12 protein-coding genes are annotated in these 12,961 nt (G+C 64.8%); 2 read left to right on the forward strand and 10 right to left on the reverse strand.

Annotation, left to right across the window (positions count from 1 at the left end; translation table 11 throughout):
* Positions 1–220 precede the first annotated feature (220 nt).
* Together ABEA30_RS15605 and ABEA30_RS15610 are read right to left on the reverse strand one after the other, a co-directional pair.
* Entirely contained in the window at positions 221–448 is a 228-nt protein-coding gene (locus ABEA30_RS15605) for a hypothetical protein (protein WP_345584496.1), read from the reverse strand.
* A 3-nt stretch (positions 449–451) separates the two neighbouring features.
* Positions 452–1,456 (reverse strand): DUF932 domain-containing protein, encoded by a 1,005-nt coding sequence (locus tag ABEA30_RS15610; RefSeq protein WP_345584498.1) that lies wholly within the window; start codon positions 1,454–1,456, stop codon positions 452–454.
* Positions 1,457–1,690: 234 nt separating this feature from the next.
* Here ABEA30_RS15610 and ABEA30_RS15615 point away from each other — a divergent pair, with 234 nt between their 5' ends.
* Complete coding sequence (locus ABEA30_RS15615) at positions 1,691–2,104, forward strand: hypothetical protein (RefSeq protein ID WP_345584500.1); 414 nt, start codon at positions 1,691–1,693, stop codon at positions 2,102–2,104.
* Positions 2,105–2,227: 123 nt separating this feature from the next.
* Here ABEA30_RS15615 and ABEA30_RS15620 read toward each other — a convergent pair whose 3' ends face one another.
* Positions 2,228–2,863, reverse strand: a complete 636-nt coding sequence (locus tag ABEA30_RS15620) for a CpaE-like family protein (protein ID WP_345584502.1) — start codon at positions 2,861–2,863, stop codon at positions 2,228–2,230.
* A gap of 459 nt (positions 2,864–3,322) precedes the next feature.
* Here ABEA30_RS15620 and ABEA30_RS15625 point away from each other — a divergent pair, with 459 nt between their 5' ends.
* Positions 3,323–3,766, forward strand: a complete 444-nt coding sequence (locus ABEA30_RS15625; RefSeq protein ID WP_345584504.1) for a hypothetical protein — start codon at positions 3,323–3,325, stop codon at positions 3,764–3,766.
* 7 nt (positions 3,767–3,773) lie between these two features.
* On the opposite strand, the gene ABEA30_RS15630 is transcribed toward ABEA30_RS15625, so the two are convergent.
* From ABEA30_RS15630 to ABEA30_RS15660, 7 genes are all read right to left on the reverse strand, one after another.
* Positions 3,774–4,265, reverse strand: a complete 492-nt coding sequence (locus ABEA30_RS15630) for a hypothetical protein (RefSeq protein ID WP_345584506.1) — start codon at positions 4,263–4,265, stop codon at positions 3,774–3,776.
* A gap of 71 nt (positions 4,266–4,336) precedes the next feature.
* Positions 4,337–5,059: a helix-turn-helix domain-containing protein gene (locus tag ABEA30_RS15635; protein ID WP_345584508.1), complete on the reverse strand. Its 723-nt coding sequence runs from the start codon at positions 5,057–5,059 to the stop codon at positions 4,337–4,339.
* Between the two features lie 3 nt (positions 5,060–5,062).
* On the reverse strand, positions 5,063–6,700 hold the full coding sequence (locus tag ABEA30_RS15640; RefSeq protein ID WP_345584510.1) for a hypothetical protein: 1,638 nt from the start codon (positions 6,698–6,700) through the stop codon (positions 5,063–5,065).
* Positions 6,697–7,218 (reverse strand): hypothetical protein, encoded by a 522-nt coding sequence (locus ABEA30_RS15645; protein ID WP_345584512.1) that lies wholly within the window; start codon positions 7,216–7,218, stop codon positions 6,697–6,699. Before ABEA30_RS15645 ends, ABEA30_RS15640 begins: the two co-directional genes overlap by 4 nt.
* 239 nt (positions 7,219–7,457) lie before the next feature.
* The gene (locus ABEA30_RS15650) at positions 7,458–10,097 is read right to left on the reverse strand and encodes a DEAD/DEAH box helicase family protein (RefSeq protein WP_345584514.1); all 2,640 of its coding nucleotides are present in this window, start codon (positions 10,095–10,097) and stop codon (positions 7,458–7,460) included.
* 4 nt (positions 10,098–10,101) lie between these two features.
* Positions 10,102–12,234, reverse strand: a complete 2,133-nt coding sequence (locus ABEA30_RS15655) for a site-specific DNA-methyltransferase (protein ID WP_345584516.1) — start codon at positions 12,232–12,234, stop codon at positions 10,102–10,104.
* Positions 12,235–12,397: 163 nt separating this feature from the next.
* Positions 12,398–12,769: a helix-turn-helix domain-containing protein gene (locus ABEA30_RS15660; protein ID WP_345584518.1), complete on the reverse strand. Its 372-nt coding sequence runs from the start codon at positions 12,767–12,769 to the stop codon at positions 12,398–12,400.
* Positions 12,770–12,961 lie beyond the last annotated feature (192 nt).

Consider the following 12,961-nt stretch of genomic DNA (forward strand, 5'->3'; position numbering starts at 1 on the left):
CGGGGGGGGCAGGTGGCGCGCAAGCGCGCCACCGTGCGGGCCGCAAGCGGCCCGCTGTCGAGGCGCGGCCTAAAGGCCGCTTGACTAGTCTTTACGGCTGCCGGTTGGGTGGTGGGGTGTCGGCCCTTCGGGCCTCCCGCGAGGGGCCGGCCCGGCCCGCAAGCGGGCCGAACCGGTCTTATGGTTGCGTGTGTACGCGTATATGGTGCACGCAAGCGCGCTACTGTTGCGCTGTTATGCGGTGGTGTGTGTCGGCGGTCGTGTGGCCGGCGACGGCGTCGAGGTAGGCCACCAGCTCGGCGGGTGGGTGGCCGCCGCGAGCGGCGATCAACTCCCGCAGCCCCTGGGTGGCTTCTGCGATGCGGTCCAGCCGCTCCCGGGCCGCGAGCCCGTAGAACTGCTCAGCAGAGCGGTAGCCGGCCCTGTAGCCCTCCTGATAGGTGTCCACGGTTCAGACCGTCGCGAGGAGCTCGAGGGTGCCGGCATCGAGGGTGTTGTAGCGGCCGTGCACCATGAACTCGGCGTTGCGGGTGACGCGGTCGGCGCCCCTGATCGGCGCTTCGTGCTGGGTGTAGGTGTTCACGCCAGCCACCACGCCCCACGCGGTGCCGCGCCACGGGGCAACGCGCTCATCGGTGCGCCACAGGCCGCGCAGCGCGTCGCGCTTCCCCTCCGCCAGCGTCTGCGCCCGCTTGCTGTCGCTCTTGGTGTCAGTCCACGCGGTGAGGAACTTCTCGAACCGGGCCTCGCTGACAGGCTGGGCGATCAGCTCGCGCACCTGAGCGTTGAACGCATCGCCAGCGCTGAGCACGAGCTGCAGCGCCTCGCGCACGTCCCCGAGCCTGCCCAGCGACTTCGACGAGTGCCGCACCTTCACCGAGTTCACGAACGAGCCGAGCGCCACGCTGAGCGTGTTGTCGCACACCACAACCTGAGTGCCCACGCCGTAGGTGGTGGCGATGGATCCGTCCATCGACGTGGCGGCCGTCAGGAACGGGCGGTGCAGGACGCCCTCAACGCTCTGGGTGGCCTCGGTCTCGATCTGCACCCAGCCCTGAGCGCCACCGCGCAGCAGACCGGCAGAACCGATCTGCAGGTCATCATCATCGAGGATGATTTCCACGTTGCGCACAAGCCATTCGTCGTAGCCGTGCACCTGATAACCCGACTTGAACACCCCCAGCACCGCACCCGTGTTCGGGTGCACAATCTGCTTGCGCGTCTCATCCACGATGGTCTGCACACCCTCATCAGTCATCACGATCGCCGCCGACATCGCTTCGACCGGCTCCCACCCGAACAGCCGACGCCGCACATCCTCCACCGGAATCGCGCCGATGTAGTGGTTGGGCTCATCGCCCTGCATCTCCTCGCGGTAATGCCACGCCTCACCGCGCTTGTCGGTAAAGCCAATCAGGGTATTGGCGTTCAGATCCTCGAGAGTTTCACGAGACATTTCGACCCCTTCCAGGTCTAGCGGGGAGCTGGTCGGGCTCCCCTTGTTTGGATAGCTCCATCATACCGCCAGACAGCCACAAAACCCCCAGCCAAAACCCATTTCCCCACCGGCACGACCCGGTTAGGGGTCGTGCCGGTGGGGAATGAAGAAGCGAATAGGCGCTCGCCTTTGTTGCCACCGAGGCGTCTTGGGCACAGTTGGAAGAGCCAACCAAGGAGTAGAGACTGAATCATGCACACTCCCAACCCTGACGAACGCCTTCCCGCAAAGACCAGCCCCTATCTGGACTCACTCGGGCCCACCATCGATCCCAGTCTCAGGAAATGGGTAGAGCGGGTGGACAAGAAGCTGTTCAAAGAATGGGAAACGGAAGGTATCGCTGATCGGACAGAGTTCCGCATCGCCCGCGCCACAGCCTTGAAGGTGCACGGGCCTTCATTCATCTCTCTCATCAGCTCGCTGGGGCCGGCGGTGGCTTTCTTCATCCTCGCTTTCACTGGCGCGCTCGAGTGGGGGCCGTCAGTAGCGGCTGGACTCGTGGCAGCTCTGTTTCCGCTGGTAGCCAAGGGGCTCATCTACTTTGAAGACCTCAGCGAGGCCGCGGCCGCGGCCATCATCGCCCATCGCGCAGCCCGCGACGACTGATTATCCCTGTGGGGGCGCGGTCAGGGGACCAACCCTTTCCGCGCCTCCACACGTCGCTCGGCCGACGACATCCCTGCCGTGGTTGCTCCGAGGACGCTGGGGGCCTTTCGGCCGTCTCTCATGTTAGATCAGAAGTTCCTCGCGAAGCCACTGCGCGGCCTCTGGCCACACCAGGACGCTGTCGATCGGGGGCCGGTGGCTGTTGGATCGCTTGATCGTGTCGACGGCCAGCTCCGGTTCGACGATCACGTAGAGGCGGGGCCGTGCCAGCAGCTCTGGCAGCTCGGGCAGCGCCGCGGGGGTCACGATCACGACACGGGCCGTGGTCCAGCGCGCCGCGAGATCCTCGAGGTCCGCGATCCGTTCGACACCGTCCAGGTCGGCCGGCCACCAGCTGCCGGCCGGTGCGTAGCCGATCGCTTCTTCCGTGGGCCTGGTCCAGACCCACGGCGACAGTTCGTAGCCAGGGATCCTCATCGCGGCAGCTTTCGCGACGGCGTCGACGACGCGCTGTTCGTTCGAGCCCACCCACAGCCTGGTGTCCCGGTAGGCGAACTGGGCAGCGTGGCAGGCCTTCATCACGTCGCGCACGTCCAGGGGCCCTTCGACGGACCGGTAGCGGTACCCGCCTGGCTCCACGAGCTGGTTCCGCAGGAACAACCCCGTACCGAGGCGTTGGGCCATGGCAGTGACGACTTGCTGCGGCCGCGGCGTGCCGGGAGGTGCGCTGATCACACCGAACGAGATCGCGGAAGTCATGATCAGATCGATGTGATCGGCCGGCAGAGATCGGAGCTGGTTGAGGTTCATCGACGTTTCCTTCGATGTGGGGAGCTGGTCAGACTCCCGTGGTGGATGAAGATGTCTCCATCCTAGATCCTCGCGGTTTCGGTGTAGCGCAACGCCATATAGGGCCCCATATAGGGGGTTGCCGAAGCCCTGGTCAGGCCGATCACTATTGCATCCTGCAATAGTGGACCTTGGCTCGATGGCGGGCGCACAGCAGAGAAGCTCTTCACAGAGGTGAGTGGATCAGGGATCTGAACCCGCCCGCGTCGAGTAGGCATCTGGTGATGTAGTTGACGATGCTGCGGAGCCCTCGGCTGTGCCTCGCAGGTGTTCGAGTAGGCCGTAGCCTCCGTGACCACCGATCTGGGATTCGGTCTCTGCTAAAGGGACATACATGTCAGCGTTGGGTGGGTTCATCTGGGGGGTGAAATGTTCGCCGGCGGTCTCGTTACTGGCCGTGGAGAACCGGAAGATGAGGTGCTCGAACACCTGCCCCATCGCCATGTTGTCGACCACATCGGGGTGCAGGTCGGTGACCCGAGGATGGTGCTGTTGGCGGAACTGATCGAACGGCTCAACGAGCAGTTCGCTGGTGAGGATTTCCGCAACGACCAGATCCAGTCGTGGGCCTCCTCCCTAGTCGAAGCCATGAAGGTCGATGACGACCTACGCGCACAAGCTGAGGCCAACAGCATCGAACAGTTCCTCGCCTCACCTACCTTGAAGGACGCACTGCTGCTGGCCGTCGCCGAAACCGACGACGCCCACTCCCGCATGACGCAACTGTTCAACGAGAAGGGTTCAATCGAGAAAGCGATGCTTGAGCTGCTTGGTCGCCTGCTCTACATCGAGATGCGCGACACGGAGCGGTGATGTCAGGCTAACCGGGGTCGCGCACCAGTCTGATCACGCCGCCAGCTTCGTCTTCGACGTGTAGTCCGGGCATGTCCCGCAGATATTGGTTTGCCAAGGCCGGCACTTTCGTAGCTGTACGGACAACAACCCCCGCACGGTCCGCCTCGCGCGCCAGGTGGGGCCACACCACGGCACGCAGCTGCGCTCCCCAACCGGGGCCGCGGCGCCGAGCATGATGCTCACTCAGCACCCACTGGCCGTTGTCAGGGTGCACGAGCTGGGAAGCATGTGCGGTGAAGTAGCCCACCAGCCAGCCGGATCGTTTCCAGCGGCGCAGCGTGGCCAGGTGCGCCGCGATGGTGCCGGCAGCAACCAGCAGGTAGAACACGGCCAGCCCTGCGACCAGCAGCGCGATCACCGGGGCGCTTCCGAGCGGCCACGCGACCGTAGCGATCGCTGCAGCGGTGGCGGCAGCGAGGAGGGAGGTCGACGGCTTCTTGAGGTGTTCTCGGGTCACCCACCATGCCAGCTGCGCCCCGGTTCGCCGGTTGTAGGGCTGCGTGCCAGGGCAGGGAGCAGGTTGAGCGATCACCACACGTCCAGGTCGAACCCGACCACTGTGAAGCCACCCTCGAACTCGGGGTAGCGTCCTTGGATCTGACCATCGACCCACTCGAAGGAGTCGTCTGGGTTGGCACTGATGGAGTCGTAGATCGATTGGGCGGAGTAGCCGCCGTGCCCACCGATCTGCACCGGGATTCGGTCTCTACTGCCGTCCTTGCGGCGGATCTCGGCCCACACGGTGCCGGAGATCCGCCGGCCGGCGGCCGCAGCCCTACCCACCACATCGGTGATGATCTTCGAGCCTTCCGACCTGTTGCTCGCCCGGTCTGATTTCGGCACCGTGACTCGGTGCAGCTCGCGCCCGTTGGGCAGCGTGTTGGCCTGATGGGACAACCGGTTGCGTTGGCCGCGCGGCTGCTTCTTCGGCAGCGCGGCGGGTTGGGCGGTGGATTTCGTGACGGTACGGACACGCTGGCCCCGCGGGACCGGGGGGACAACAGCGTCGTGGCCCTTGGTTGCACGGACCCTGGCCAGGGTGCCATCGGAGGTTGTGCGGCGGAAGGGCGGCGTTTTGACCTCGCCTCCGGTGACAAGCTCAGTCAGTGCCTGCTGCAGGTTGCGGCCGGGTTTGGATCCTCTGGCGATCTGTCCGATCAGGGAGCTGTCGCGCCCGAGCCGGCGGCCGATCTCGGCGTTGCTGAACCCTTGGGCGCGGAGTTCGGAGATCAGCTCTTTAGACGTTGCCATGGGCTACTCCCAGCCTTCCACTTCTGCCCTGTTGGACAGCTCTTGGCGGGCGTCAACGGTGGCCGGTGCGGTGATCGGCCCCGGCAGGTAGCCCTTGAGCCGGATACGGCCGTTGGCGCCGTCGTCAGCACCTCCGCGGTCTTCGGGGAGCGTCCACGGCTGGATCTCGGTGGTGTAGATCGCATCGCCTTGGATCCCGACCAGTTGGGCCGGTTCGATCTGCAGCGCCCCAAAGAGCACTTTGGTCTTGGTCGGGCGCGCGTCGCGCAGCACGCGGGTTCGTGCTGCTCCCCACACCAGTGCGGCGATCTCGGGGTGCCAGGTCTCGGCGTCGTCGGGGCGCGGGTTGGAGGGCACCTGGTAGACGAATCCCCCGTTCGCGGCTGGCTGTACACGACCGACCGCGTTGGAGGCGACTTGCTCGAAGGTTGCCGCGAAGCGGGTGGTGTTGCGGCTGCGGCGGGAGAACGAGCCGATCGTGACACGGAACATATGTTTCAGAGCTGACGATGCTGCCGCGTGGGCGCCTGGGCCGATCGCTCCGCGTTCCAGGCCTGTGTCGAGCATGGAGATCATGGAGCCGGTGGCGTTGGCGAAGGGTTCGATGGCGTTGGATTTCTTGGTGAAGGCGATGCCTTCGAGGATCTCGATGGTCCAGTCGCTTTCGATGGTGGCGGTTCGCAGCTCCACGGAGTTGATCCACGTCTCGCCGGTGAAGCCTGGGCGGTTGGGCCAGTGCCAGCCGCGGCCGGCACCGTCGAGTTTGATGGGGAACAAGCCGATGTGGTCCCACCAGTCGGAGACCCTGTAGCGGATCTTGTAGCGGGCTGGATGGTAGGGGTCTCGTGCGAACAGCTCTTGGGCTTGGCCGGCGGTGAGCATGGTGGCCGGCGCTGAGCCTCGCAGCCCTCTGCATACTCCGTGGTACATGAACCTGCCGTCAGCGTAGGCGAAGCCAGGAAGCTCTGTCCCAGCGGCCACGAGTGCCACGCAGTCACCGCAGTCGCATAGTCCGGGGCCGTCGACGTAGTGTTCGAACCGGTGCTGCGGCTCAGTGGCTTGGATGAGGTGGCCGATGTCGGGGTCGATTGGTTCCATCAGGAAGTCGCGCACGCCGTCGAAGCGCTGCTTCCAGATGTTCAGTCCCGTGGCTGAAGGGCTGCGCATCAGTCCCCAGTCGGGCTTGTTGAGGGTGTGGGCGATCACCCGGGTCAGGGTCTTGTAGGCGAACTCGGCTTCGATGGGCGACAAGACGCGGTCACCGAACCATTCGGCCGTGGTGGTTACGGTGATCCGGTGCTGGGTGTCGGTGTGTATGAACCGGCCGCGGGGTGGGTCACCGAGGTAGTGGCCCACATCGGTCCAGCCAGGGGTCGGGTCGATGTGCTTGGCGATCTGGGTTTCGGTGGGTAGCAGCCAGGTGTAGCCGGCAGGCACCCCGCCACACAGCATGATTCGGGTGGCACGGGCGAAGCGAGCGGTCTCGAGGAGGTCGAACAGGGTGGGCTTCTTGCGTCGCCCGCCGAGGATGGGTGAGATGGCCTGGCCGGCCGGGTCGAGGCCTTGGCCGGTGTGGAAGTCGAGCCAGATGATGGCTTCGTCGGGGGGCCTGACGGGAGTGGGCCGCTGGGGTCCGCTCACGGGGTTTCTCCCTTGCTGCCGGCGGCGTTGCGGATCTCGGTGAGCAGAGCGGTGTCGTCAGCGCCGAGGTCGTCGGTGCGCATCCTGTAGATCGCGTGGCGGCCGCGGCCGGAGATCTCGGCCAGCTCTTGGATCCGCATCCCTCCGGTGGTGCCGGCGGCGTTGATCGCCAACCGCCAGGCGCGGTCGACGGCAGCAGCATGGCGGAGGGTGTCCTCGCGCAGCGCGGTGGCGTCTCGGATGATGCGTTCCCAGTCGTAGGGGAACAGGTCGTGGAGGACGAGGGTGCCGTCTTTGCGGGCACGGGGCCATCGTTCGGTGGAGGTGATCCAGCCGTGGGCGCGGGCCGATTCGGTGATGGCTTGCTTGCGGTGCCGGGGCTCAGGGGCCGGCTCGTGCCAGCGTTGCGTGGGCAGCCAGTCATCGCCGAGCTGGTGCTCGATGGTCAAAGTCAGCTCGTCGTGCCCGGTGACGACCAGGCGCCAGCCCAGTCCGTCGTGTTCGACTGTCTCTGTCATGGGTCCACTCTAGGCCGAGTGTTGCGTGCTAGCGACAGGTTGTAGCGCAGGCGGGTTGATTGGGGAACTCGCCTCACCACCCCTGGCCAGCAGGGTTGGTCTCGTTCGCTGGACCGACTGAGACGACATCCCACGGCACCCGTGCCCAAATCCCATCGCGGGGAAACGCGGAGCGCCGAACTCGTGAAGCGCGGTCAGCGGTCACCGATGGTCTGGACGCCGCGGTCCTCGTCCGGTGCTCACCCGTACTTCTTGGCGTGCTTCGACTTGAAGAGCACCTTGGCGTCGTCGTGGGTACGGATCGCCTCTCTGACCTCGGCCGACTTCAGGTTGAGGTAGACGTACCCACCATCCATATCCGTCACTGCCTCGATCCGGGGGAACACGTCGGCGTACTCCTCGGCGAAGCGAGCCAGACCCACGAGCTTAGGCATCGAGTCCGACAGTTGGGCGCCGTGTGGGTCGACGATCGCGGGTACGACCTTGCCGTCCTTGTCGAAGAAGAAGATGAAGTCGGGGTGCATGTGGCTGTAGCGGTCGCCACGCTGGTAGACGATCCGCAGCGCCTCTTTCACGCCACGGGAGGGGTTGCGGTACCAGGCCAGGAACCCGGTGCGCTTCTGCTCGGTCGCAAGGACGAACTTCTCCGCGTTGTTCGCCTCCCACGGGTACTTCCCGTCGGCCATGGCGAGGACGTGGTGCTCGAAGGTGTCGATCGGCGTCTTCATCTCGCCGACCTGGATCATCGTGGGCTCCTCGGCGCTGACAACCTCGCCGATGCTCGATGCCTGGATCTCCTTGCTCTGGGTCTTGATGTCCGTGTAGACCTGCTCACGGGCAGCGGGGAGCATCGCGATGTCGGCCTCGTGCTCGTCCAGCCACTTGGCCACGAGCTTCTCCGCGGACTCCTCCAGCTCGGTCACCAGGTCAGGCTGTCGACCGATGGCCGCCACCTTCGTGCGGATCGACGCAAGGGCGGGGATCTTCTCGTCCTCGGGCAGCTTCTGCAGAAGGTACGTGACGTGGGAGTCGGCAGTGGAGGTGCCCAGGTTGCGCCGGGCGACCGAGAATGCGTCGTTGAGGGTCTTCGCGTCGGCCTTGACCGTCGCACCCTCGGACTTCAGGTCGTCGATACTCCCGCCCATCCTGGCGGTGACCTCGATGAGCTCGACGTTCTCGATGTCGTGCACGGCGTCGTCGATCGCCTCGTCGTTCTTGACCGCCAGCGCCTCGATCTCCTTGTTGATCAGCAGCGTGCTGGCCTTGACTCCGTCCTGGACCAGCTCGTCGCGGGAGAGTTCCTTGGCCAGGGCCAGGAACCTCGGGATCGGGCGCAGCGCGCGTGCCGGTGCGTGCTCGGACGGTACGTCCGCCAGAGCCTGGAACACCTCGTCCAGCTTCTCCGCGCCGAGCTGCTCTTCGAGCTTCGGGTTGCGGACCACGTCGGCGGGGTCCACGAGCACGCGCCCGATCGGCAGCGGGTCCTCACCCTCGATGCCCTGTGTGATCAGCTTGACGACCTTCTCGACGGTATCCTGGTTGAACTCGGGAAGCGCACAGAACACCGCGTTGAGCATCCCGTGGCCGGCGATACGCCGCCGCAGAGGACTGCGGACCAGGCGGCCCAGGAGCTGCGTGATCGTGACCGGTTCCTTCACGCCACGGAACGAGACCATGACCTCGGCGCGGGGACAGTCCCAACCGGTCGAGATCGCGTCCTTGGCCAGCAGCACACGCACCTTCTCCGTGTCCTGCACGTCTTCCGGTGAGATGTAGGGGATAACCAGGTCGCCGAGGACGAGGTCGCCGTGGTCGCCGCCGAAGACGTGCGCGAAGTTCTCCGGCTGCAGGTCCGGCCACTCCTCCAGAACCGTGTTGACCCACGAGGTGACGTTCTTCGTCCAGGTCCCGGCCTGGGACTCCTTCGTCGGCGTGTTGGGCACCTGCAGCACCATCAGCGGCGTGACGGATCGGTCGCCCTGGCCGGTCGTGTACTTCTCCCACGCCTCACTCATCTCACGCAGGCGCTGGACACCGCGACGGAGCAGGACGGTGTCGTACTTGCCCTTCTCGTCCAACCCGGTGAGGATCACGTCGTCCTTGACGAGCCCGGAGTCGAGGACCGCCTGGCGGTCGACCTCCACATCGTCCAGCGGCATGCGGTTCTTGGAGCCCTCCATGACGTTCTGGAACCGCTCGATGGTCGCGCTGATCCCGAAGACGACGGGCACGGGCGGCACGTCGCCGTGTCCGTTGATGAGCCGGCGGATGATGGTCGGCTGGTCCTCACGGTCCGACTTGCTGCGGTTGCCGCCCATCCCCTGGTGCGCCTCGTCGACGATCAGGTAGAGCCGACGGTCGGGGTCGTTGATGGTGTTCCGAATCGTGTCCCAGATCGTGTAGCGGCGAGCATCCGGACGAGCCTTACGGTCCAGTCCCGGGAGCTCGTTCCCGGTGTCTTCGACCTCGTGACCACGGACGAGGGTGGAGTGCTTCGAGAACTTACCGGTGTTGATGAAGAAGACCTTGCCGGCGTCGAACTTCTCCGCGACGAAGGTGTTCTCGATGATGACCATGCGGTTGCCGGTGACCAGGTCAGACGCTTCCCCGATCCTGTGCTTGGTCTGCCTGTTGAGAACGGGGTCCTGGGAGAACCACAGGACCACGGCCTTGTCGTCGGCGTCGAACTTGTTCTGCTCGTCGCCGAAGAAGAGCGCCTCGATCACGGCCGCGGCGATGACGGTCTTGCCGGCTCCGGTGGGCGCAGTCAGTCCGAACGAGGAGGGGAAGTTGTTGTCGAGGGCCTGTCGGGCCCGGCCCATGCTGGTGAGGACGTCACGGACTGCGTCAGTCTGGTAGCCGGTGAGGGTGTATTCCACGATTTCACTCCGAGTTCGAGATGCGGAAGTTGGTGAGGTACGAGCGGTAGAGCATGACCTTGTCGAAGCCGCTGGGGAATCGCTTGGCGACCTGCTGGAAGTTGTACTGATCGCTGGTCACGACGTAGATCGCACGGACCCCCTCGGCTGACTCCACAGCCTTCACGAACGCGTTCTCCTGGTCGATGTCGAACAGGATCGCGTAGGAGTCGGCCACCTCCCACCCCTTGTTGGGGATGTCAGTGATGATCCGTCCGACCGAGCCGGCCCGCATCCACAGCAGGGGAGCGATGCGTCCGAACGCGAGGTTCTGGTCGACGACATCCTCGCGCTCGTAGGTCAGCGTGAAGAAGCGCGCGTTCGCCTCGAAGCCATCACTCATCGGGAACTCACCGGTGAACTTGTAGTCGCCCTTGATCGGTGCCCCGTCAGGGGTACGCCCTGTGATCGCTGCGGTGATGCGGGGCTTGGTGATGTAGTCACAGATGCCGAACTTCTCCCAGTCGGGGTCACCCGGGCGCAGGTTCTGCTTGACCAGACTGGCCTCGACGTCTCCGACCTCGTTGTTCGTGACCGAGATGCACTGACGTCGCCCTCCGTCCTGCTTGTTGAGGCGCATGACCGCATGCGCTGTGGTGCCAGACCCAGAAAAAAAGTCTAGGACGACCGCGTCGGGCTTACCCTTGACGAAAAAGCGAAGGGTGTCTTCGACAGCGTACAGAGACTTCGGGAACGGAAAGTCGCGGCCAGGCAGAAACTCGTTCAGCAAGTCGGTCCCGTAGGTTCCAGCATTGTGTGACTTGAGATACCACACTGTCTTGGGGGTGCGACCTCGAGGATTGTCCTTGTCGTTCGACAAGATTAGAGCACCCCGCGGGTCTTTACCTTCAACGACGATCTCCCCGGTCTTAATGCGCTGAATCGTTCCAGTCCGAATGTAAGTGATCGGCCAGCGTCCATCTTTCCCCTGGCGCCCAACCCTGATGTAGCCTTCGGACAGCCGGGACAGAAACTCTGGCCGGGCCATCTGCCATCGTCCCTCGGACCCCGCCTTGCTCATGGGCCACACGGCGTCGCACCCGGTGGGAACGGGATCGGTTTCGCTCGGGTGGCGGTCCGCGGGAATGGGGTGGCCGACGCTGTCGATAGCACCTGTTTCGCGGTTAATATACACGGGGAAAAAGCTTTCATTGGACTTCGACCTCACGCCCGACTTGCCACCGCGAATCAGGGGAAACCAGATGCGCTCTGCCCCCACCTGAGACTGGTTGTCGTCTGACAGGAGTGTCTCAATGGGTGCCGGCACGGGCCGAGCAGCTCCAAAGTAGGCGAAGTAGATGTACTCATCCACTCTGGACATAGCGTTCTTGCGTGCGGAGCCCTGACCGTTGATCACGACGCTGACCATCTGGATCCGTGCCTCAGGGAACATCTGGTCGAGCAACATCCCGAGCCGGAGGTACTCCTTCTCGTCGATCGTGACGATGAGGACCGAGTCGTCAGGGTTGAGCAGCTGCCTGGCCACGCCGAGACGACGCTCCATCATCGCGAGCCACTTGCTGTGACGGTACGCGTCCTCCTTGTCGACGTAGTCGTTGTTGTACTTCCAGTCCTTGTCGCGAGTGTTGTACGGCGGGTCGATGTAGATCGCGTCGACCTTGCCCGCGTGGGTGTACGTGAGGGCCTTCAGGACGTGGTAGTTCTCACCGTTGATGACCGTGTGGAAGGGTGCGTTGTCGGGCCCGTTGACGACCTCGCCGGTCTGGACGAGGCCCGGGTAGATGTCGTCACGGAACTCGGCGACGACGACCAGGTCCTCGACCTTCGCGGTCTGCTCTACCGGTTCACCGTGGGCACGGTCACGGATCAGTTTGGCGGTGTCGCCTGCGATCGACACGACGTGCCACAGCACGGGGTTCGCCGTGACGGTGCTCTTCCCGCGTGGTGGCAGCAGGTGGACCTTGTCGCCGACCAGGACCGGCTGGCCGAAGAGGCGCACGGACTCGGGACGGTGGCGCTCGAAGTGGAGGCCGAAGGGGACGTCGCGCTTCAGTGCATTGACGTGCTTGGCGAGGTCGGAGCCGAGGCTGGGGTTGAGCTCGCTCACCTGTCGAAGGAGCTGGCTGAGCGTGGACATCAGCACCACGTCCCGTTGTGCGTGCTCAGTCTAAACCCTGCCTGAACCATCCTGTCGCCCTGCTTCCTCGCACCGTCATCTGTCTATTTCGACAGTCATCTGCAACCTACATGCCGCGATGGTTGCCCTCACCATGAACATGCCGCGATTCGGGGAGGTGAGCTCAGGACGGGCCGGCGGCGCTCTTCTGGTCGTCCTCGGACCGGGCGAAGGCTGGGACTAGTCGGCCCTGGTCCGTCTGGGAGGTGAGTGCACGCAGGTGTGAGACGAGGTTCACGCGCAGCGCCTGTGAGATGACGATCGCGTCGTGCAGCTCCATCCAGGACCGACCGTGCAGGAGCCGGGAAAGCGTCTTCGGGTGTATGCCTACGTCCCGCGCCAACGCGGCCTGGCTCTTCCGCATCACCGCCATCCGACGAAAGATGGCTCTGGCGATGTCCGACTGGGCCGTGGCGGCACGAGCGTCCTCGTCACGCCAGTCGGCGTCACGCTCCTCGGCCCGCACCAGCGCGACGGGTCCCGTACCGAACAGCATCGGCTCATGCAGTCACGGGGGTGGGGGAGCCTGCGCGTGTTACGTGGTGGCACGTCTGGGAACGTAGGCCAGCCTCACGCGCGGTCGCCCCAGGCACGCGAATCGAGGACCGAAAGGGGGCACACATGTCTGATGGGATCACACCTGTCCTCATCTGACGTGTGGTGACTCGAATCGACCGACTCGGCTCCA

Origin of the sequence: Tessaracoccus lubricantis (genome assembly GCF_039544535.1) — a bacterium.
Classification (GTDB): domain Bacteria; phylum Actinomycetota; class Actinomycetes; order Propionibacteriales; family Propionibacteriaceae; genus Arachnia; species Arachnia lubricantis.